The 18,721-nt window shown below is 72.4% G+C and carries 20 protein-coding genes, 1 tRNA gene and 1 riboswitch; of the genes, 12 read left to right on the top strand and 9 right to left on the bottom strand.

The window, feature by feature from the left end; all coding sequences use genetic code 11:
- Nucleotides 1-164: 164 nt before the first annotated feature.
- From AC5L3Z_RS11310 to AC5L3Z_RS11295, 4 genes are all read left to right on the top strand, one after another.
- A complete protein-coding gene (locus AC5L3Z_RS11310) occupies nucleotides 165-1,472 on the top strand; it encodes a hemolysin family protein (RefSeq protein WP_494841501.1) in 1,308 nt (435 codons plus the stop codon).
- A complete protein-coding gene (locus tag AC5L3Z_RS11305) occupies nucleotides 1,465-2,469 on the top strand; it encodes a hemolysin family protein (RefSeq protein ID WP_494841500.1) in 1,005 nt (334 codons plus the stop codon). Before AC5L3Z_RS11310 ends, AC5L3Z_RS11305 begins: the two co-directional genes overlap by 8 nt.
- Before the next feature lie 163 nt (nucleotides 2,470-2,632).
- On the top strand, nucleotides 2,633-3,649 hold the full coding sequence (locus tag AC5L3Z_RS11300; protein WP_494841499.1) for a C40 family peptidase: 1,017 nt from the start codon (nucleotides 2,633-2,635) through the stop codon (nucleotides 3,647-3,649).
- A gap of 165 nt (nucleotides 3,650-3,814) precedes the next feature.
- A riboswitch (cyclic di-AMP (ydaO/yuaA leader) is annotated at nucleotides 3,815-3,950 on the top strand.
- Nucleotides 3,951-3,962: 12 nt separating this feature from the next.
- Nucleotides 3,963-5,000 (top strand): C40 family peptidase, encoded by a 1,038-nt coding sequence (locus tag AC5L3Z_RS11295; RefSeq protein WP_494841498.1) that lies wholly within the window; start codon nucleotides 3,963-3,965, stop codon nucleotides 4,998-5,000.
- Between the two features lie 37 nt (nucleotides 5,001-5,037).
- Here AC5L3Z_RS11295 and dcd read toward each other — a convergent pair whose 3' ends face one another.
- Nucleotides 5,038-5,616, bottom strand: coding sequence for a dCTP deaminase (gene dcd, locus AC5L3Z_RS11290; protein WP_350683119.1), 579 nt, complete (start codon nucleotides 5,614-5,616; stop codon nucleotides 5,038-5,040).
- 78 nt (nucleotides 5,617-5,694) lie between these two features.
- Between dcd and AC5L3Z_RS11285 the strand changes: the two genes are divergently transcribed.
- A complete protein-coding gene (locus tag AC5L3Z_RS11285) occupies nucleotides 5,695-6,255 on the top strand; it encodes a pyridoxamine 5'-phosphate oxidase family protein (RefSeq protein WP_494841497.1) in 561 nt (186 codons plus the stop codon).
- 65 nt (nucleotides 6,256-6,320) lie between these two features.
- Here AC5L3Z_RS11285 and AC5L3Z_RS11280 read toward each other — a convergent pair whose 3' ends face one another.
- Entirely contained in the window at nucleotides 6,321-7,307 is a 987-nt protein-coding gene (locus tag AC5L3Z_RS11280; protein ID WP_494841496.1) for a zinc metalloprotease, read from the bottom strand.
- Nucleotides 7,308-7,541: 234 nt separating this feature from the next.
- Between AC5L3Z_RS11280 and AC5L3Z_RS11275 the strand changes: the two genes are divergently transcribed.
- Nucleotides 7,542-7,615, top strand: a tRNA-Gly gene (locus AC5L3Z_RS11275).
- 78 nt (nucleotides 7,616-7,693) lie between these two features.
- Here the strand turns inward: AC5L3Z_RS11275 and AC5L3Z_RS11270 are convergent.
- A complete protein-coding gene (locus tag AC5L3Z_RS11270; RefSeq protein WP_494841495.1) occupies nucleotides 7,694-8,008 on the bottom strand; it encodes a hypothetical protein in 315 nt (104 codons plus the stop codon).
- Nucleotides 8,009-8,121: 113 nt separating this feature from the next.
- The gene (locus AC5L3Z_RS11265; RefSeq protein ID WP_494841494.1) at nucleotides 8,122-8,895 is read right to left on the bottom strand and encodes a YwqG family protein; all 774 of its coding nucleotides are present in this window, start codon (nucleotides 8,893-8,895) and stop codon (nucleotides 8,122-8,124) included.
- A 332-nt stretch (nucleotides 8,896-9,227) separates the two neighbouring features.
- Between AC5L3Z_RS11265 and AC5L3Z_RS11260 the strand changes: the two genes are divergently transcribed.
- Nucleotides 9,228-9,479, top strand: coding sequence for a bacteriocin immunity protein (locus AC5L3Z_RS11260; protein ID WP_494841493.1), 252 nt, complete (start codon nucleotides 9,228-9,230; stop codon nucleotides 9,477-9,479).
- 107 nt (nucleotides 9,480-9,586) lie between these two features.
- Here AC5L3Z_RS11260 and AC5L3Z_RS11255 read toward each other — a convergent pair whose 3' ends face one another.
- The gene (locus AC5L3Z_RS11255; RefSeq protein WP_494841492.1) at nucleotides 9,587-10,036 is read right to left on the bottom strand and encodes a DUF4259 domain-containing protein; all 450 of its coding nucleotides are present in this window, start codon (nucleotides 10,034-10,036) and stop codon (nucleotides 9,587-9,589) included.
- 189 nt (nucleotides 10,037-10,225) lie between these two features.
- Between AC5L3Z_RS11255 and AC5L3Z_RS11250 the strand changes: the two genes are divergently transcribed.
- Nucleotides 10,226-10,789, top strand: a complete 564-nt coding sequence (locus tag AC5L3Z_RS11250) for an NUDIX hydrolase (RefSeq protein WP_494841491.1) — start codon at nucleotides 10,226-10,228, stop codon at nucleotides 10,787-10,789.
- Nucleotides 10,790-10,805: 16 nt separating this feature from the next.
- Here AC5L3Z_RS11250 and AC5L3Z_RS11245 read toward each other — a convergent pair whose 3' ends face one another.
- Nucleotides 10,806-11,756 (bottom strand): hypothetical protein, encoded by a 951-nt coding sequence (locus AC5L3Z_RS11245; RefSeq protein WP_494841490.1) that lies wholly within the window; start codon nucleotides 11,754-11,756, stop codon nucleotides 10,806-10,808.
- 311 nt (nucleotides 11,757-12,067) lie between these two features.
- On the opposite strand from AC5L3Z_RS11245, the gene AC5L3Z_RS11240 reads away from it, so the two are divergent.
- Together AC5L3Z_RS11240 and AC5L3Z_RS11235 are read left to right on the top strand one after the other, a co-directional pair.
- Complete coding sequence (locus AC5L3Z_RS11240) at nucleotides 12,068-13,522, top strand: MFS transporter (protein ID WP_494841489.1); 1,455 nt, start codon at nucleotides 12,068-12,070, stop codon at nucleotides 13,520-13,522.
- A gap of 72 nt (nucleotides 13,523-13,594) precedes the next feature.
- Nucleotides 13,595-14,488 (top strand): LLM class flavin-dependent oxidoreductase, encoded by an 894-nt coding sequence (locus tag AC5L3Z_RS11235; protein ID WP_494841488.1) that lies wholly within the window; start codon nucleotides 13,595-13,597, stop codon nucleotides 14,486-14,488.
- Nucleotides 14,489-14,503: 15 nt separating this feature from the next.
- Here the strand turns inward: AC5L3Z_RS11235 and AC5L3Z_RS11230 are convergent, their stop codons facing one another.
- Genes AC5L3Z_RS11230 through AC5L3Z_RS11220 form a run of 3 tightly spaced genes read right to left on the bottom strand, consistent with a single transcriptional unit; the run spans nucleotide 14,504 to nucleotide 16,605 of the window.
- A complete protein-coding gene (locus AC5L3Z_RS11230; protein WP_494841487.1) occupies nucleotides 14,504-14,935 on the bottom strand; it encodes an ASCH domain-containing protein in 432 nt (143 codons plus the stop codon).
- Between the two features lie 40 nt (nucleotides 14,936-14,975).
- Nucleotides 14,976-16,007, bottom strand: coding sequence for a questin oxidase family protein (locus AC5L3Z_RS11225; protein ID WP_494841486.1), 1,032 nt, complete (start codon nucleotides 16,005-16,007; stop codon nucleotides 14,976-14,978).
- Between the two features lie 34 nt (nucleotides 16,008-16,041).
- Complete coding sequence (locus tag AC5L3Z_RS11220) at nucleotides 16,042-16,605, bottom strand: phosphoribosyltransferase (RefSeq protein ID WP_494841485.1); 564 nt, start codon at nucleotides 16,603-16,605, stop codon at nucleotides 16,042-16,044.
- A 183-nt stretch (nucleotides 16,606-16,788) separates the two neighbouring features.
- Between AC5L3Z_RS11220 and AC5L3Z_RS11215 the strand changes: the two genes are divergently transcribed.
- Entirely contained in the window at nucleotides 16,789-17,418 is a 630-nt protein-coding gene (locus tag AC5L3Z_RS11215; protein ID WP_494841484.1) for a septal ring lytic transglycosylase RlpA family protein, read from the top strand.
- Nucleotides 17,419-17,506: 88 nt separating this feature from the next.
- Nucleotides 17,507-18,634, top strand: coding sequence for a PP2C family protein-serine/threonine phosphatase (locus tag AC5L3Z_RS11210; RefSeq protein ID WP_494841483.1), 1,128 nt, complete (start codon nucleotides 17,507-17,509; stop codon nucleotides 18,632-18,634).
- Nucleotides 18,635-18,721 lie beyond the last annotated feature (87 nt).

The raw sequence follows: 18,721 nt of genomic DNA, 5'->3' as shown, positions 1-18,721 counted from the left end.
CCTGATCGTGGAACGGACGACGGCGGCGGCCCCCCCGGGGTGTCGCCGCCGTCGACGTCCCGGGGACGGCCTGCCCGGCGCGCGACTCGTGCCCCGGGGCGCGCCCGTGGAACAATCGCGCCCGAGGTGAGGCGATCATCGACGGCCTGCTCGTCACCACGCTGTTGCCACTGGTCGGCTTCGTCCTGCTGACCGCCGGCAACGCGTTCTTCGTCGCGGCCGAATTCGCCCTGGTCACCGTCGACCGCGCGGAGATCGACCGACGGGTGGCCGCCGGCGACGGCGCCGCCACCACGGTCCGGCGGGCGCTGCGCGAACTCTCCTTCCAGCTCTCCGGGGCGCAGCTCGGCATCACCCTCACCGCGCTGCTCACCGGCTACCTCGCCGAACCGGCACTGGCCCGGCTCTTCGCCCCGCTGCTGCAGCCGGTGGGCGGCGCGGAGCGGTTCAGCCCGCTGCTCGCCCTGGCGCTGGCCACCCTGATCTCCATGCTCTTCGGCGAGCTGGTGCCGAAGAACCTGGCGCTGGCCCGGCCGATGCCGACCGCACTCGCCACCGCCGCGCCGATGCGCGCCTTCTCCCGCTCCTTCGGCTGGCTCATCCGCGGGCTGAACGACTCCGCCAACCGGCTGGTCCGCCAGCTCGGCGTCGAACCCCAGGAGGAGCTGGCCAGCGCCCGGTCCCCGGAGGAGCTGGGGCTGCTGGCGGCCATCTCCGCGCGGGCCGGCGCGCTGCCGCCGGACACCGCGATGCTGCTGCGCCGGACCATCCGCTTCGGCGAGAAGCGGGCCGCCGAGGCGATGACCCCGCGGGTGGACGTGGTCGCGCTGCGCGCCAACGCCACCGTCGCCGAACTGCTCGCGGCGTCCCGGGAAACCGGACGGACCCGGTTCCCGATCTTCGAGGAGACGCTCGACCTGGTCACCGGCGTCGCCGGGGTGCCCGACGCGCTCGGCGTGCCGCTCGCCCACCGCGCGTCGACCACCGTCGCGGCGGTCGCCCGGGAACCGGTGTACGTCCCGGAGAGCCTGGACCTCGACGGCGTCCTCGCCGCGCTCAAGGCCGCGAACGCCGACCTCGCCATCGTGGTCGACGAGTACGGCGGCACGGACGGCGTGGTGACCGTGGAGGACCTGGTGGAGGAGCTGGTCGGGGAGATCGCCGACGAGTTCGACCCGGCCGGCGTGGACGACTCCGGGGCGGCGGAGCTGACCGTGCCGGGCGGGGAGCGGACCGTCCTGGCCGACGGTGTGCTGCGCGAGGACGAGCTGGCCGAGCAGACCGGCTTCCGGCTGCCCGAGGGCCCGTACGAGACGCTCGCCGGCTTCCTGATGGCCCGCCTCGGCCACATCCCGCTGCCCGGCGAGACGGTCGAGGAGGCCGGCTACGAGTTCACCGTGGTCGAGGTGGAGCGGCACCGCATCGAGCAGGTCCGGGTGGTCCGCCCCGCGGAGCCGGACGACGATGACTGACCTGCTCGTCGCGGTGGTGCTGCTGCTCGGCAACGCGTTCTTCGTGGGCAGCGAGTTCGCGCTGATCGCCTCCCGGCGGACGGTGGTCGAACCGCTCGCCGCGACCTCCAAGCGGGCCCGGTGGGCGCTGTCGGCGATGAACCAGATCCCGCTGATGATCGCCGGGGCGCAGCTCGGCATCACCGTCTGCTCGCTGGGGCTGGGCGCGATCGCCGAGCCGGCGCTGGCCCACCTGTTCGAGCCGGCGTTCCACGCGGTCGGGCTGCCCGACGGCGCGGTGCACCCGATCTCGTTCCTGATCGCGCTCGCCGTGGTGGTCTTCCTGCACACCGTCGTCGGCGAGATGGTGCCGAAGAACATCACCCTGGCCGGGCCGGAGCTGTCCGCGCTCTGGCTGGGACCGGCGATGCTGGCCTTCTGCCTGGCGACGAAGCCGCTGCTGCTGACGATGAAGTGGGCCGCCCGGCGGGTGCTGCGGCTGTGGCGGATCGAGGCCACCGAGGCGGTGAAGACCGTCTTCACCGCCGAGGAGCTGGCCGGGCTGGTGTCGCAGGCGCGCACCGAGGGGCTGCTCGACGCGGAGGAGCACGCCCGGATCACCGCCGCGCTGGCCCTGCACCGGCGTACCGCCGCCGACGCCCTGCAACCGTGGTCGACGGTGACCACGGTGGCCGAGGACGTCTCGCCCGCGTCGCTGGAGGTGCTGGCCACCCGGACCGGCCGGTCCCGCTTCCCGGTGGTGCAACGCTCCACCCGCCGGGTGCTCGGCTTCGTGCACGTCAAGGACGTGATCGGGTACGCCGGGACGGCCCGGCGGGCCCCGGTGCCCGCCGAGGTCTACCGGCCCCTGGCGGTGGTGCCACCGGACCGGACCCTGGCCGATCTGCTGCTCTCGATGCGGCGGGAGCGGCGGCACATGGTGCTGGTCAGTGACGGCCGGCGGCCCCTCGGGGTGGTCACGTTGGACGACGTATTGACCGCTGTCGTCGGCCTCTGACCGAACACCCTTTGTGTACAACCGGTTGCCGGGGTGTGATGGGGTGACAGGCCACCTTGATTACCGCCCCCGGCTTCCCTAATGTGGGGCACCGGCCGCTGTGGGTCGTCTGCCTCGGTCTTCCCCTCAGCGAGGCGCCCGGCGGCCGGTCGCAAAGGAGTCGGTGCTGGTGGCAACCATGCCCCCCCATCGTCACGCCCAGAGCCAGCCGTCCGCTCGTCCGGCCGGTCTGCGCCGGGTCGCCCAACGCCTGCTCACCGTGGTCGCCGCGGTCGCCGTCGGCGCCGGGATGCTCGCTGCGCCCGCCTATGCCGCGCCCTCCCCGGAGGAGATCGAGGCGGCCATCGACAAGCAGTGGGAGCAGCTCGAACCGACCATCGAGGAGTACAACAAGGTTCGCGCCCAGCTGAAGGTCGACCGCAAGAAGTCGGCGGAGCTGGGGAAGAAGATCCAGCCGCTCGCGCTGGAGACCGAGATGGCGATGAACCGGGTCAGTGACCTGGCCACCCGCCACTACATCACGGGCCCCTCCCGGGACCTCGGCGCCCTGCTGGTCAGCACCAAGCCGGGCAACCTCGCCGAGCAGCTCACCTACCTGGACCGGCTCGCCGCGAGCGAGCGCAAGCAGGTCGAGGGCGTGCTCGCGGTCCGCCGCAAGTACGACAGCGAGAAGCAGAAGCTCGACGCCACCATCGCCGCCGAGGCCAAGAAGGAGAAGGACCTGGCGGCGAAGAAGACGCAGATCAACGCGGAGATCAAGCGCCTCCAGGCGTCCATGCCGAAGACCACCGTCAGCGTGGCCGGCTGCCCGACCGTCAACGGTGTGGTGAGCAGTGCCGCACGCAAGGCCATCCAGACGGCCTGCGCGCAGGTCGGCAAGCCGTACGTCTGGGGCGCCGACGGTCCCAGCTCGTTCGACTGCTCCGGCCTCACCCAGTACGCCTACAAGGCGGCCGGCATCTACCTGACGCACCACACCGGCGCCCAGTGGAACGAGGGCCGGGCCGTCTCACGCTCCGAGGCCCGCCCCGGCGACCTGGTCTTCTTCTTCAGCGACCTGCACCACGTCGGCCTCTACCTGGGCGGCAACCTGATGGTGCACGCGCCGCGGACCGGCAAGCCGGTGCAGACCCAGAACATCAACTACATGCCGGTCGCCGGGTTCCGCCGACCCGGCTGACCGGACCCGACACCCTCGTCCCGGAGCCCCCGGTCGCCGTGCGACCGGGGGCTCCGCGCAGGTGGGGCACGGCGTGTCCCGGTCCGCATGGTTGCGGATCGATAACGGCCGTCTCTACTCTGGTCAATCGTCGGCCGCCACCACGTCCGTCCACCGGGACGGCGACGGCCGGCACCGCCGAGTCGCCCACGGGCGAGCCGGGGACCCAGGTACGCCGGGGTGAATCCGCAGCACTGCGGTAGGGCGCTCCCTTCCCGCCCGAACCCGTCAGCTAACCCGGTAGGCGGTCGCGGAAGAAGGAGTCCGGAGCCCGGTGGCACACCATGCCCCGCGGCCACCGTCGGACCGGTCGGCGCTGCCCGACCGGCGGACGGCAGCGCCGCGTTCCAGCTGGTCCCGCTGCACCACCGCACTCGTCGCCCTGATCGGTGCCACCGTCGCTCTGACCGGTGGCGCCACGGCGGCGCACGCCGACCCGTCCGTCGCCGAGATCGAGCGCCGGATCGACGAGGACTGGAACAAGCTCGAACCCGTCATCGAGCAGCACAACGCCACGCGCCAGGACCTGGCCGCCACGCGCCGCCAGGCGACGGCGCTGGCCCGCCGGATCGCACCGCTGCAACGCCAGGTCGACCAGGCCATGGACCAGGTGACCGGCCTGGCGGTCGAGGCGTACAAGGGTGAGCACATCTCCGCGGTCAACGCCCTGCTCGGCAGCCGGTCCCCGAGCGACCTGGTCGGGCAGCTCGAGCTGCTGGACCGGTTCGCCCAGCGCCAGCAGCGCGACGTCCGGGCCGTCGTCGACCTGCGTGACGAGCTCGCCGCGCGGAAGGCCCCGCTGGACGAGATGGTCGGCCGGCTGACCCGCACCGAGGCGCAGCTCGCCGCGAAGAAGCAGCAGATCGACGCGGAGATCGACCGGCTGCAGAAGCTGCGGCTCAAGGTGTACGGCAGCGGGGGCGGCGGTGCGCTCCGCCCGGCACCCTGCCCGGCCGGCTATCCGGGCGGCCCGGCTGGCACGGCGGTGAAGTTCGCCTGTGCCCAGATCGGCAAGCCCTACGTCTGGGGCGCCGAGGGTCCGGGCGCCTACGACTGCTCCGGGCTGATGCTCGCCGCGTGGGCGAAAGCCGGTGTGTCGCTGCCGCACAACGCCCGTCAGCAGCGCCGGGTGACGGACCGGGTGGGCCGGGCCGAGCTGCGCCCCGGCGACCTCGTCTTCTACTACCCGGACCTGCACCACGTCGGCATGTACGTCGGCGACGGCTGGGTGGTGCACGCCTCCCGGGCGGGCATGCCGGTCCGGATGAAGCGGGTCGACGACGGCCCGGTCAACAGCTACGGCCGGGTGTGAGCAGGCAGCCCCTGGTCGCACCCGGACGGTGCGCGCGTCAGCGGGTGGGCCAGGTGCGCCAGTGCTGCCAGGAGCGGCTCGGCGTCGGGCCGCGCTGCCCCTGGTAGCGGGAACCGTAGACGGCGGAGCCGTACGGGTGCTCGGCCGGCGAGGAGAGCCGGAAGATGCAGAGCTGGCCGATCTTCATGCCCGGCCAGAGCGTGATCGGCAGGTTCGCCACGTTGGACAGCTCCAGCGTCACGTGCCCGGAGAAGCCCGGGTCGATGAAACCGGCGGTCGAGTGGGTGAGCAGGCCGAGCCGACCCAGGCTGGACTTGCCCTCCAGTCGGCCGGCGAGCTGGTCGCCGAGGGAGATGACCTCCAGCGTGGAGGCGAGCACGAACTCGCCCGGGTGCAGCACGAACGGCTCGCCCTCGGGCACCTCGACCATCGAGGTCAGGTCGTCCTGCTGCATGGCCGGGTCGATGTGGGTGTAGAGATGGTTGTTGAAGACCCGGAACAGCTTGTCGAGGCGTACGTCGATGCTGGACGGTTGCACCAGCGTGGGCTCGAACGGCTCCAGCGCGAGCGTGCCCGCCTTGATCTCGGAGACCAGGTCGCGGTCGGAGAGCAGCATCGGAACACCATATCGAGCGGCCCGGGTGACCTGCGTGTCGGACTGCGCGTTCGTACGTGTGTTCGATAGAATGTCGGCATGGCTTCCTGGTCCGAATTCGCCGCTGACGAGCCCCGACTCGCCGACGGGATCCGCCTTCTCATGCAGCAGTACGGGCCGGGCTTCGGCTACCTGGCCACCGTCCGCGCCGACGGCGGGCCCCGGGTCCACCCGGTCTGTCCGGTGATCACCGACGAGGGGCTCTTCTGCTTCGTCGTCGACTCGCCCAAGCGACGCGACCTCGAACGCGACGGGCGCTACGCGCTGCACTCCTTCCCGCCCGAGGAGAGCGACGACGAGGCGTACGTGGCGGGTCGCGCCGTGATCGTGGACGATCCCGCGCGGGTGGCCCGGGTGGCCGCACTCGGGCGGGCGGCACCCCAGGTCGACTGGCGGCTCTTCGAGTTCAGCGTCGACGTCGCGATGCTCACCCACCAGGCTCAGGGGCCGGCGGTCCCCGGCGACGCGCCCGGGCGGCCGGCCGTGCAGGTCTGGCTCGACCCGTCGGCGCGCCGCGGCGGTGACGCGGTGGGCGTACCCGATCAGCGGCCGGCCCGGCGCGGCCGGCACGGTTTCGACACCCGCCGCACGGCGGCCTGAGGCGGAGACGGCCAGGGCCGGCCCCGTCGTGCGACGGAGCCGGCCCCGGTTCGCCGCGGCGGCTGCTACGCCGCGCGGTAGGCGTTCCACGCGGTCAGCATGCGGCTCGCCTGACCGGCGGTGAACTGGTACATGCACGAGTCGTAGGTGTAGTCCATGAAGTTGGTGATCGGATCCAGGCCGGCCGTGGTGCAGGTGTCCCGCCCGGTCGGGCACTCGAACGCCGGCGAGGCCTCGGCCGGGGTGTCGCTGACGCTGTCGCCCGAGCCGGAGCAGCCGCCCTGGAAGGTGTGGTACAGGTTCAGCCAGTGACCCACCTCGTGGGTGCCGGTGTCGCCCTGGTTGTAGTTGGCGGCGGTGCCCCCGGGCAGCGACTCGCTCAGCACGACCACGCCGTCCATGCTGTTCAGCTTCCGCTGCGGGAAGGTGGCCCAGCCGAGCAGGTCGTCGCTCAGCTCGCCCAGGTAGACGTTGAGGGTGTTCTTGCCACCCTCGCGCAGCGAGGTCTTCATCTGCCGCTCGGCCGACGAGCCCTGCACGATCGGGTACCAGGCCGGGTTGGTCACCCGGTTGATCTTCGACAGCTGGAAGCTGAAGGCGGTGGCGGCCCCACCGGTCGCGCCGCTGTACGCCTGGTTGAGCACGCTGATCTGCGAGGTGATCATCGAGTCCGGGATGTTGCCACCGGCCCGCGTGGCGTCCCGCTGGATCACGTGCACGACGACGGGGATGGTGACCGCGGCGAGCGGGCTGACGGCTTGGGCGCCGGCGCGGTGCTTGGCCCGCTCGCGCAGCGCGACGGCGAGGTCGGCCTCGCGCTCCCGGACCTCGGCGGCGGTCAGCTCGTTGGGCTCGTGCTCGGCGATCCCGCCCTTCTTGATCCGCGCGTCCGAGTGGACGTCGGCCGGCTCGGCGCAGACCTCGGCGGGGGCGGCGGAGAAGGCCGAAGCAGCGGGAACGACGCCCACCGCGGCGGTGCTGAGCAGCAGCGCGAGGGTCGTCGACGCGACACCGGCGGCACGCCGGGTCAGCAGGTTGGGACGGAGTCCCATGGGCCCACCTCTTTCTCGCGGTACGACAGGGGGTGTGTCGCACCCGGTCGAAAACGTGAGGGTGACGTTACAACCGATCGACAGATTTGAGAACGCCCATATGTTGCCGCGAGGAAACTTTTGGCTGCCGTGGACGCGTACCGCGCCGGGCCGGCCACCGTCGGCGACGGGATGCACCCCGCCGGGGTACCTGGGTGCACGGGGGCGGTGACCTCAGGTACAGTGGTCCCGCCTGCGGGTGTAGTTCAATGGCAGAACATCAGCTTCCCAAGCTGACAGTGCGGGTTCGATTCCCGTCACCCGCTCCAACGCGAGGCCCCAGCTCAGGACAGGTTTCCTGGCTGGGGCCTCGATCGTTGCTACCGCTTCTGCGCTGGCCGTGCCCGTTATGTGCCCGATCCCTGCCGCTCGGCAGCCCGATGTGCCAGGATTCGTTCCACCGAATCGACCCGCTGTCCAACGTGGGTCTCATAACCCGCAGCAGCGCCCATCTGCCGTAGAACGTCCAGACCGTGCGGGTCCTCGCGCAGAGCGAGACCGGCAACGCCCTCAAGCCGCGCATCCGGGTATTCGTCGGTCAGGTGCGCGGTCATGAGGTCGCGAACCGCCGGGGTGTCGATGCCGGACTCGGCCAGGGTGCCCAGCGCATTTGCCCGGGTCCGGCCGTCGACGTCCGACGCCAGCTCGATCAGCGTCGCCACTACGTTCGGCGGGGTGTCGAACGGAATCAGAGGCGGTTCAGGACGGTATGCCGCCTGTGGGGGCAGGGCCAGCGGCGGGTTCCGGTGAGGTGCCGAAGGGCCTCGTCTGATCGTCAGACGCAGTCCCAGAAGAACCGACCCTCACGGCGGTCCTCCGAGAGGAACCCGTACCCACTGCCGCCGCCGAAGTTGAGGGCGTAAGGGTCGTCAGGTCCGCAACCTTCTCCGCCGTCGAGTTGGAAGAGGAACCGCCAGTTGGTGTCGACGTCGAGGGACGGCTGCCAGAGGTGGATTTTCCCGCCGAGGTAGCTGTATGGAGGCAGCGGAGCCCCGGGCGCTTCGTCTCGGTCCGACAGGTGGAACGTGCCGCCGGCCCGTTCGGCCTCTTGGCGAGCAACCTGCGCGTCGAGCACCGCTTCGGCAAGCGGGTTCAGGGGCGTGAGGTCGACGGCAAGCTCGGCTGGCACCTTGTCGTTCCATGTGGCACCCCGTCGCCACAGGCACGGGCCGGTGGCTGTTGCCGTGACTTGCAGGAAGGGGGGTATGCGACCGCCGGGTTGGACCAGCAGGGCATTCTCGCCGGCCTCAGGGTCGAACGACTCGGCAAGGCCGTCATCGTCGTCGGTGACGAATAGGTACGCCAGGCGCGGTGGGTCACCGCGGACGGGAAACTGGCCGACGAACATCATCGGTGTGTTCATCGAACGCGAGAGGGGCCAGGTTGGCCCCTCCAACCACACTGGCTGCCCGCCCAGCTTGGCTACCGGGGTGCCGATGGGCTCGGACACTGGCCGGAACCGCATCTGCAACCTGGGGAGCAGCCAGGCGTCCCCCGGGCCAGTAGATCCTGGGTGCAGTGCGACGGGGACCGGCGGGATCTCGTTCATCGCGCCGATGCTAGGACAGCCGACCGCGGATCGTGACCGCAGCGCGACACCACCTTCGCCGGTGGCCCGCACTGCATGTGGTCAACAACCCGCATGCGCCGGACCGCCCACCACGGCCGCTTCGCGCGGCCCCAATCACCGCTTGCCGTCATGGCCTGTTTGGCGTCGCCCGCACCAGGTGACGGCCACTCGCACCAGAAGGATCGGCTACAGGTAGCTTCGCCGGGCAGCGGATCAGTCATGGCCGGCCGCTACCCTGCAGTCATGCTCATCCCCGGTTACCAGAATCGATTCTCCGAGGTGGTCGACGTCGCAGCAAGCGTGCGTCGGAGGTGAGCGACCTGCCAGCGAAACTTACCCGGGACGAAGCGATTGCTCTCGTGGAGCGGATCATGAGGGGTGACTACGCGAACGACGCTGAGGTGGACGGGTGGCTGGAGCGACTTGAGCGGGACCTCGTCTGCCCGGACGGCAGCGTCTCCGGCCTCATCTTCTGGACTGACCCCGAGCTGACGGCTGCTGAGGTGGTTGACCGAGCCTTGGCCTATCAGCCGATCCAGATGCGGTCCACGCCATGGACGTAGCCGCCGGGCCCGCAGAGCGGGCCGGCCGGCCGTCATGGATCAGGGCAGAGTCAGACGGTAGACCTAACCTCGGGGCGTCCGCCCCGAACCCCGGCCTTCCTCGGAAATCAGGTCCTGCGCACGTCCGGCTGGATCGCCGTCCGGAGGATGGCAACGAGGTCGTCGATGGTCCGCTGTGCGTCGAGTCCGTCCGCTTCGGTGGTCCACCCCTGATGCCACGGCCCGCCGGGGCCGGCGACGAAGAGCAGAGCATCCAGTGCGGGCACGGCGAGCTCTGACGCTGACGCGGGAAGCAGCGCCATGTCCGTCTCGTCCGACAGATCCGCCAGGCGGTGTTGCAGGCGCTCCCCGCCGGGAAGTGCGGCGGCCACGAGTGCTGCCGCCGCGACGACCTGGTCGGGGAAGAACTCCCGCCCGAGGAGGTCGCGGTTGGCCAGGACGTAGGCGAACATGTGCCGGAGCGCGTCGAGGTGCTGCTCTGGCGGCCGTTCGGCGAGTTCTTCGAGGAAGTCCAGGGCACCGTCACTGCTGAACGGACCCGTTCCGAACGTGCCCACGTAACCCCTCCTATAGGACAGCTGAAGTCCAAGCGAACCTGACCGGCCGCACCTCGCTACCGCCTCGTCGTGACGCGCGGCATCATCCCTCAGGTCACCGAGGATCTGGTGGTCGTACAGGTCGGGGTTGCGGCTGCGAGCGTAGGTGGACGCCGCTTGATCCTGGACGGACGGTGGCAGGATGTCCGGATGACGGTGCTGCACGAGATCCGGGCACTCGTCCGGGCGATCCCGCCGCTCGACGAGCTGGAGGCGGCACACCGGGCCGAGTGCCTCGACTGGCTGGGCCGCACCGACGACGTCTTCCGGCGGGTCAAGCCGCGCACCCCCTCACCGCACCTGGTCGCGTACTTCCTGCTCCGCGACCCGGCGGACGGGTCGGTGCTCCTCGTCGACCACCGTGCGGCCGGCCGGTGGCTGCCGACCGGCGGCCACGTCGAGCCGGACGAACACCCGCTCGAGACCGTACGCCGGGAGGTCGTGGAGGAGCTCGGGGTGCCGGCGGTCTTCCCGCCGGCCCCCGGCGAACGTCCGCTCTTCCTGACGGTCACCCCGACGGTCGGCCCGCCCGAGGACCGGCACGTCGACGTGAGCCTCTGGTACGTGCTGGTGGGCCGCCGCGACCAGCCGTTGACGCCCGACCCGGGGGAGTTCCGGGGCGTCCGGTGGTGGACGCCGGCCGAGGTGGCGGCGGCGGACCCGCGGACCCTCGACCCGCACCTGCCCCGGATGTTGGCCAAGCTCGCGAGCTGACCCCGTCGCTCCCCGGTCAGTCGGCCGGGCGTGCCGCCCGCCGGGGTGTCGCGGCCAGGACGCACGCCGCCAGCGCGCTCACCGCGCCGACCAGCAAGGGCAGCGAGAGCGCGGGCTGGCCCAGCCACTCCCACAGCGGATGCCACTGGGTGTGCGGCTCGCCGCGCTGGTGGCTCGCCATCGACGGAACGCCGAGCAGGACCGGCGTCCACCAGAGGACCATCGTCACGCCGAAGAGGCCCTTCACCAAGGGCCCGGCCGGGTGGGCGCCCGCGGTGCGGCGGCTCGCCCAGCTGAAGACCAGCCAGCCGGCCAGGCCGCCGGCCACCGCGGCGTAGGGGACCAGGGGCGGCGTGGCCCGCCGCAGCGCGATCGAGGCGTACGGGACTTCGGCGTCGAGGGTGGGGTCGGTCGTGGTCAGGGTGAGCAGGGTGTCGCGGCGGTGCGCCTCGACGGTGGTACGGGTGATGCTCGCCGAGGCGGCACAGAACTTGTCGGCGCAGCTGTTGTCGGTCGTCATGCTGACCCCGTCGACGTGCCAGCCGTCCTCCCGGAGCCGGCGCTGGGCCTCCGCGACGGCCTGCGCGACGGGGACGGGTGGGCTGCCCGCCGTCCACGCCCCCGTCGTGGCCTGCTGGTACTCGCCGCCGTCACCGAGGAGCAGTTGATCCAGGTGGTGCAGGCGCACCGGTTGTGTGTAGAAGGCGAAGAACGCCGACGAGGCGGACACGTCGTCGAGCCGGTGGCCGGGCAGCACCGACCGGAACACCTCGCCCGCCTCGGCGCGACCGGGCATCGGTCGCGCGGTCTCCCAGGCCAACCGGGTGGCGAGCGCCGCGCCGAACAGCCCGCACACCAGCGCGGCGAGCCCGGCCCAGGCGACGACGCTGCTGCTGTCGAGGCGGCCCAGCCACCGCCGCGGCGCACGGCGGCGGGGGAGGGCCGACGGGTCGGTGGTCGGGGCCATGGCCTACCTCCGGTCGCGGGTGGGGCGGCGGGGTCCACCGGAGTCGCGCCGGCGGTAGCGGCGGATCCTATCCCGGCGTCGGCGCGGTGTCCGGTCCGTTCGCGGCCCGTTTCGGCGATCACCGCAGCCGACCCGGGGGCGGAGGTGGAGGTCGACCGGGGCGGCCGGGGTCTGTGGATCTGTGACGGCAACCATGCGGGCTAATAGTTGCTTGTGCAAGCAAGTGCTGGCAGGATTCATCGGGTCGAAGGGCGGACGCGTCCCTCCCGCAAGCCGTTCACAAGATCCCTATCGCCCGCGCGGAGACACGCATGAAGCGTTCCGGTTCCCTTTCGGTGATCGTTGCCGTACTTTCCGTCGCCAGTCTGCTGTCGGCGCTGGTGCAGACGCTGGTCATCCCGCTCATCCCGAGCTTTCCCGCACTTCTGAACGCCTCGCCCACCGACGCGTCGTGGGTCGTCGCCATCACGCTCCTGACCGGTGCGATCATCACTCCGGTCAGTGGGCGCCTCGGTGACCTCTTCGGCAAGCGGCGGGCCCTGCTGCTGACGCTCGCCGTGATGACCGTCGGCTCGGTCATCTCCGCCCTGACGAGTTCGCTGTGGCTCATGGTGATCGGCCGTGGCCTGCAGGGCTGTGCGATCGGGGTGGTCCCGCTCGCACTGGGCCTGTTCCGGGACCAACTGCCACCGCAGCGGATGGGCGGGGCGATCGCGGTCCTGACCGCGACGCTCGGCCTCGGCGGCGCGGCGGGAATCCCCCTGGCCGGCCTGGTCGCCCAGCACCTCGACTGGCACGTGCTGTTCTGGGGCGCGGCTGGGCTGGGCCTGCTCTGCACCCTCCTGACCGCGCTGTTCGTGCCGGAGTCGCCGCAGCGCACCGAGGGACGCTTCGACGTCGTCGGCACCATCGGGCTGACCGTGGGGCTCATCGGCCTGCTGCTGCCGATCGTCAACGGCGGGCAGTGGGGATGGGGTGACATCCGCACGCTCGGCCTTGGCGCGGCGGCCGTCGCCATCCTGCTCGCCTGGGGCGGGCACCAGTTGCACAGCCGCTCCCCCCTTGTCGACCTGCGGCTTGCCGCTCGGCGACCGGTGCTGATGACCAACCTGGCCACCGTCGCGGTCGGCTTCGCGGTCTACACCATGCTCGTGGTGTTTCCGCAGATCCTGCAGGCACCCTCCGCCACGGGCCATGGCTTCGGTCAGAGCCTGGTGCGAGCGGGGCTCGTCATCCTGCCGAACGGGTTGGTGGCGCTGCTGCTGACTCCGCTCTCGGCCCGCCTGGTCGCCCGCTACGGGGCCCGGCTGACCATGATGCTGGGAGCGGTCGTCATCGCCGCCGGCTACCTGCTCGTCACGTTGAGGATGGACAGCGTCCTCGACTTCGTCATCGCCTCGGCCGTCATCGGAGCCGGTGTCGGCATCTCGGTCACCGCCACGTCGAAGCTGATCACCGACGCGGTCCCGGTGACCGAGACGTCCTCGGCCAACGGACTGAACCTCCTGATGCGCTCGCTCGGAGGTACCGCCACCAGCGCGGTCACGAGCGTGATCCTGGCACAGGGCACGGTCATGGTCGGCGCGGCGGCGCTGCCCTCGGCAGCGGCGTTCCGGACCACATTCATCGTCGCCGCCGCGGCGGCAGTTCTCGGCCTGCTTCTCGCGGCGCTGGTTCCGACCCGTGCCCGCGGACGCAGTGGGCAGGCGGAGCGGTACCCGAGGAACATGACCGGCCCTGACCGGGGCGTGCTCGCACAGCGGTAGCCGGATCCAGGAGGGCCCTCGCCCTCTCGAGCGTGTCCGCGCCGTGCGCGGCCGCCCGGGGACCGTACGCTGATGATCATGCGGATTGGCATCGTGATCCTTCCCGACCAGCGCTGGGCCGAGTCGCAGCGCCGGTGGCGGCAGGCGGACGAGTGGGGCTTCGACCACGCCTGGACCTACGACCACCTCGGCTGGCGGGACCTGGTCGACGGTCCCTGGTTCGACTCGATGTCGACCCTGACCGCGGCCGCCACGGTGACCTCGCGGATCCGGCTCGGCACGCTGGTCGCCTCGCCGAACTTCCGGCACCCGGCGGCGTTCGCCCGGCAGGTCACCGCCCTCGACGACGTCTCCGACGGCCGGGTGCTGCTCGGTCTCGGGGCGGGCGGCATCGGCTTCGACTCCGCAGTGCTGGGCGGCGAGACGTTGCCGCCGCGCCAGCGGGTCGACCGGTTCGGCGAGTTCACCGAGCTGCTCGACCTGATCCTGCGGGAGGACGGCACCACCTGGCGGGGCGAGTGGTTCGCCGCTGTGGACGCGCGCAACAACCCGGGCTGCGTGCAGCAGCCCCGGGTGCCGTTCGTGGTGGCCGCCAACGGCCCCCGTTCGATGCGGCTGGTCGCCCGGTTCGGGCAGGGCTGGGTGACCACCGGCACCGGCGAGGAGGACCTGGAGGGCTGGTGGGACGGGGTCGCCGCGCTCTGCGCCCGGCTCGACACGGCACTGGCGGCGGCCGGACGGGACCCGGCCACCCTGGACCGGTACCTGTCGCTGGACTCGGCGCCGGTCTTCTCGCTGCGCAGCGCGGACTTCTTCGCCGACCAGGTCGCCCGCGCGGCGGCCCTGGGCTTCACCGACGTGATCACCCACTGGCCCCGGGCCAGCAGCTGGTACGCCGGCGACGAGGCGGTCCTGGTGGATGTCGCCACCCGGCTCCTGCCCGAGCTGCGCGGCGCCGGGTCGTGAGGCGGGGGCCGGGCCTCAGGTGCTGAGGTCGCCACCGGAGACGCCACCCGCACCGGCGGAGACCAGCCGGAAGCGCAGGCAGACGATCTCGGTGGCGTCGGTGACCGGGGTGCCGAGGCGCGCCCAGTAGGCGGCGTGCCCGGCCCGCCACTCCTCGACGGAACGGTCACCCTCCCCTTCGGAGCGGGCGAACTCCCAGGGCACGTCGGCGAAGCGGGCGATCTCCACCCCGGTCACCTCGACGACGCCGACGAGCGTGTCCCGGTCGTCCACCAGGGCCAGCCGTTCGCCGACGTGTTCCAGCTCCTCACCCTCCTCGGCGTACTCGGTGAGCAGCCCGGCGGTCGCTGTCTTGACGCCCGCCAGCACCAGGGTGTTCAGGTTGGTCCGGACGTCGCCGGGGGTGCCGAGGGCGAGCGCGCGAAGTCCACCGATCCGAGGCCACATCCTGCCGAGGCTACCCAGCGGGAACTCCGGGGGAGCTCGTTCAGATCAGCTGACCGGCGTAGCCGGGGGCGGCGAGCACCCGTTCGTCGCCGGTCGCGGCGTGCGCGTCGAGGACCGCGTCGGCCAGCTTGACCACGTGCGCGTCGCCGTGCCGGGCGGCCCGGGCGAAGACCTCCTCCGGGGTGCCGGGCGCGACCGCCGGCGGCGGCGTGCCGGTCGGTGGGGCGTACACCGCGGTCACCGCCGCCGTGGCCGACCAGGCCGCGGTCAGGCTCGGTGCCCACAGCGCCGGGTCGATCGACGGCAGGGTCCGCAGCACGGCGGTCGGCGCGGTCACCGCGTGCACCAGCATCACCGCCTGCCCGTGCCCGAACCGCAGGTAGTCCAGCGCGGCCCGGTGGACCAGGGTGACCAGGCCCCGCTCCGCGTCGGCCGGCGTCCGCGCGGGGCGCGGCGCCGTCACCGCGCCCTCCCATCCGGGTACGTCCCGGAGTCGCGCCAGCCGTTTCCGGATCCCGCCGGTGCGGTCGGCGATCCGGGGCAGCCCGGCCAGCGCGGTGACGATGTCCGGGCCGTCCGGGCGGGGCGGCGTGTCGAGGCGGAGACCCGGCACCGGCTGCCAGCGGGCGGCCCAGTAGCCGAGCGCCTGCCCGAGTTCGGTCAGCCGGTCCGGGGTCGGCCCGTCCTCGCGGAGCACCCGGACGGCGTGGCCGACCCGGATGACGCCGTGCGTGGCGCCGGCCGCGATGCCCGGCAGCAGCCGCGGCCACCAGGTGCCGAGCACCTCCTGCCAGGGGCTGTCCCGTAGCTCCCGGTCGAAGTGGGCGAGCCAGTCCCCGGCCCGCTTCGGGTCGCCGAGCGCCTCCCGCCAGTCCTCGATCGGCCGCAGGCCGCGCGGCAGTTCGTCGAGCCGGCGCAGGTAGTCGTCCAGCCAGCGGTGCACGCTCCGGTGGTGCCCGTGCCGGAGCAGTGCCTCGACGGTCATCGGCCCGTGGTTGGAGAGCCAACCCTCGAACTCCGGGCCGGTGCGGTGCAACCGGCGGTACGCCTCGTCCAGGATGTCGTGGTCCATGCCTCCGATCGTCGGAGCTGAACCCGGCTTCAGGTCAAGATGCGCTGCCGGCGGTGAGTCGTTCCGCGTTGAGCAGGCCGTGGACGCCCAGGTCCCGGGCCACGTCGGGCGGGCAGTCGACCACGATCGCGGCGACGCCGAGGAAGCGGGCACCCCGGGCCGCGCAGATCTCCCGGATCGCCCCGAGCTGCGCGCCGGTGGCCACCCAGTCGTCCACCACCAGCACCCGGTCGCCCGGCTCCAGCCGGCGGTCCACCACGGCCAGGTCGACCTGGCGACCGCGGAAGTCCGGTGCGCTCCGCGCCCAGGTCAGCGGCCCGGCCGGCAGCCGTCCGTCGCCGGGCTTGTGCGCCGGCACGAAACCCACCCCGAGGGCGGTCGCGGCGAGCGGGCCGAGGATCAGCCCGGTCACGGCCGGGGAGACCACCACGGTCGGTCGGGCGTCCCGGAAGGGTGCGACGAGGGCCGGGCCGAGCGCGGCCAGCGTCTCGGGGTCGCGCCACCAACCGGAGGCGTCGCTGACCAGGTGGCTGCTGCCCGGTCCGGGATCGACCCAGCGGAACAGCTCGACGAGGCGTTCGCACAGCTCACCGGGCATCCGGCCATCCTGCCCGAGGGGAGCGCCGGTGTCATGCTCCCCCGATCGGCCCGCGCCCCTCGGCTGATCGGCTACACGTACCGCTGCAATTCGGGCCATACCACCACCATCACGTTGACTTCGGAAGTGCTTCTCTCGTTACGGTCCGATCCGGTTTGTTCAGGTGACGAAAGGACCAGGCCGGTGGCTGGCAGGCACTCCCGTACCCGCATGTTCTCCTCGCCGGCCGGCATCGCGGCCACCGCCGCGGTCGGCGTGGCGCTCGCCGTCGGCGGCACGGTGGGGGCGGTCCAGCTGACCTCCGGCGAGGCGCAGGTCCCGGTCGTCGCCGAACCGGTGCCGAGCGCCGTCACGCCCACCACCTCCCCGAGCCCGAGCGTCAGCACCCCGCCGAGCGCCAGCCCGTCGCCGACCGTCACCGACCGTCACCGGACCGGCCGGTCCCAGGCCGCCTCCCGGAGCAGGGCCCGCACCGCCGCGCCGAAGCCGTCCGCGACGACGAAGAAGGCCGCCCCGAAGAGCGCCGTGGTCGACAGCGGGTCCTGCGGCGCGTCCTTCTACTCGGAGGGCCAGCTCACCGCCAACGGGGAGACCTTCGACCCGGGCGAGCTGACCGCCGCGCACAAGACCCTGCCGTTCGACACCCGGGTCCGGGTCACCAACCCGGCCAACGGCAGGTCGGTGACGGTGCGGATCAACGACCGCGGTCCGTTCATCGACGGGCGCTGCCTCGACCTCTCCCGGGCCGCGTTCGAGAAGATCGCCTCGGTCGACCTGGGCGCGCTGACCGTCAGGTACGAGGTGCTCGGCTGACGGCGATCGGTCCGTCGATGCGATCCGGCCGGGTAGAACACCCTCGGACGAGGGGTCAGGTTCGTTCACCGCACCCCGTCCATCAGGCATGCTGTCCCACGTACGTACGCATGCCTTGCAGACGGGCCGCGGCCCGCTGAGCCCCGGATCCCGCGCCGGCGTCGGCGCGGCCCTCGGCCTGCTCGTGATCATCGCGTTGTTCGAGCTGGTCAACGGCCGGGAATCCCAGCACCTCGCGCTGATGACCATCGCGCCGATCCTCGCCGCGGCGTTCGCCGCCTGGCGGGCGGTGCTCGGGGTGGGCCTGGTCGCGATGGTGGTGGCGGCCAGCCTGGCGCTGGTCGAGCCGGCGACGTCGCTGACCACCGCCGCCGACCTGCTCGGGCTCGCCCTGGCCACCGCCGTGGCGGCGGGGGTGGCGGCGGTACGGCAGCGCCAGACCAAGGAGATCGGCCAGCTGTCCCGGCTGGCGTCGGTCGCCCAGCAGGCGGTGCTGCGGCCGCTCGGTCCACAGGTGGGCACCCTGGCGGTCGCCGGGCGCTACATCTCCTCGACGGCCACCGCGGAGATCGGCGGCGACCTGTACGAGGCGATGGACACCCCGTACGGCGTCCGCATGATCATCGGTGACGTACGCGGCAAGGGGCTGGACGCGGTGCGCCTGGCGAGCATCGTGCTGGGGTCGTACCGGCACGTCGCGTACGAGCGGACCGATCTGCGCGCGGTGGTGGCCGACCTGGACCGGGCCGTGGCCCGCAGCGTCGGCGACGAGGACTTCGTCACCGCCGCGCTGGTGGAGGAGCGGGGCGGCACGCTGACCATCGTGAACTGCGGCCACCCCGCCCCGTTGCTGCTGCGCCGGGGCGCGGTGATCCCGCTGGAGCCGCCCGCGCCCGCGCCGCCGCTCGGGTTCATGCCGGTGGTCCGCCCCCGGGTGGAGCGGCTGGAGCCCGGCGACCGGCTGCTGCTCTTCACCGACGGCCTCGGTGAGGCGCGCCGGGACGGGGAGTTCTTCCCGACCGCCGACCGGGCCTGGCGGCTGCTCGGCCACGGCACGGTCGGCGACGGTCTGGCCTCGTTGGAGACCGCGCTGGTCGAGTGGGTGCACGGCCGGCTCGACGACGACATCGCCCTGGTGCTGATGGAGTACACCGGTCCGCGCAGCGGCGCGACGGTGCCGGTGCCCAGCTGGGAGGTCGGCGCGGCGGAGGGCTGACGCCCGCCGCGGGGCCGACCGGCACCTGAACCGCAGGTGTGTAATCGCCGTCACTTCCCGGATCGGCTTGTCGTTGGCTACCGGCGA

The organism is Micromonospora sp. LZ37 (assembly GCF_059359015.1).
Note: the sequence above shows the minus strand (reverse complement) of the source record. Positions and strands in the feature narration are given on the sequence as shown.

What these genes read in the sequence shown, in the direction of transcription:
- AC5L3Z_RS11305 (WP_494841500.1), top strand. Translation starts at nt 1,465, where the DNA reads ATGACTGACCTGCTCGTCGCGGTGGTGCTGCTGCTCGGCAACGCGTTC.
- dcd (WP_350683119.1), bottom strand. Translation starts at nt 5,616, where the DNA reads ATGCTGCTCTCCGACCGCGACCTGGTCTCCGAGATCAAGGCGGGCACG.
- AC5L3Z_RS11285 (WP_494841497.1), top strand. Translation starts at nt 5,695, where the DNA reads ATGGCTTCCTGGTCCGAATTCGCCGCTGACGAGCCCCGACTCGCCGAC.
- AC5L3Z_RS11280 (WP_494841496.1), bottom strand. Translation starts at nt 7,307, where the DNA reads ATGGGACTCCGTCCCAACCTGCTGACCCGGCGTGCCGCCGGTGTCGCG.
- AC5L3Z_RS11265 (WP_494841494.1), bottom strand. Translation starts at nt 8,895, where the DNA reads ATGAACGAGATCCCGCCGGTCCCCGTCGCACTGCACCCAGGATCTACT.
- AC5L3Z_RS11250 (WP_494841491.1), top strand. Translation starts at nt 10,226, where the DNA reads ATGACGGTGCTGCACGAGATCCGGGCACTCGTCCGGGCGATCCCGCCG.
- AC5L3Z_RS11245 (WP_494841490.1), bottom strand. Translation starts at nt 11,756, where the DNA reads ATGGCCCCGACCACCGACCCGTCGGCCCTCCCCCGCCGCCGTGCGCCG.
- AC5L3Z_RS11240 (WP_494841489.1), top strand. Translation starts at nt 12,068, where the DNA reads ATGAAGCGTTCCGGTTCCCTTTCGGTGATCGTTGCCGTACTTTCCGTC.
- AC5L3Z_RS11235 (WP_494841488.1), top strand. Translation starts at nt 13,595, where the DNA reads ATGATCATGCGGATTGGCATCGTGATCCTTCCCGACCAGCGCTGGGCC.
- AC5L3Z_RS11230 (WP_494841487.1), bottom strand. Translation starts at nt 14,935, where the DNA reads ATGTGGCCTCGGATCGGTGGACTTCGCGCGCTCGCCCTCGGCACCCCC.
- AC5L3Z_RS11225 (WP_494841486.1), bottom strand. Translation starts at nt 16,007, where the DNA reads ATGGACCACGACATCCTGGACGAGGCGTACCGCCGGTTGCACCGCACC.
- AC5L3Z_RS11220 (WP_494841485.1), bottom strand. Translation starts at nt 16,605, where the DNA reads ATGCCCGGTGAGCTGTGCGAACGCCTCGTCGAGCTGTTCCGCTGGGTC.
- AC5L3Z_RS11210 (WP_494841483.1), top strand. Translation starts at nt 17,507, where the DNA reads ATGCTGTCCCACGTACGTACGCATGCCTTGCAGACGGGCCGCGGCCCG.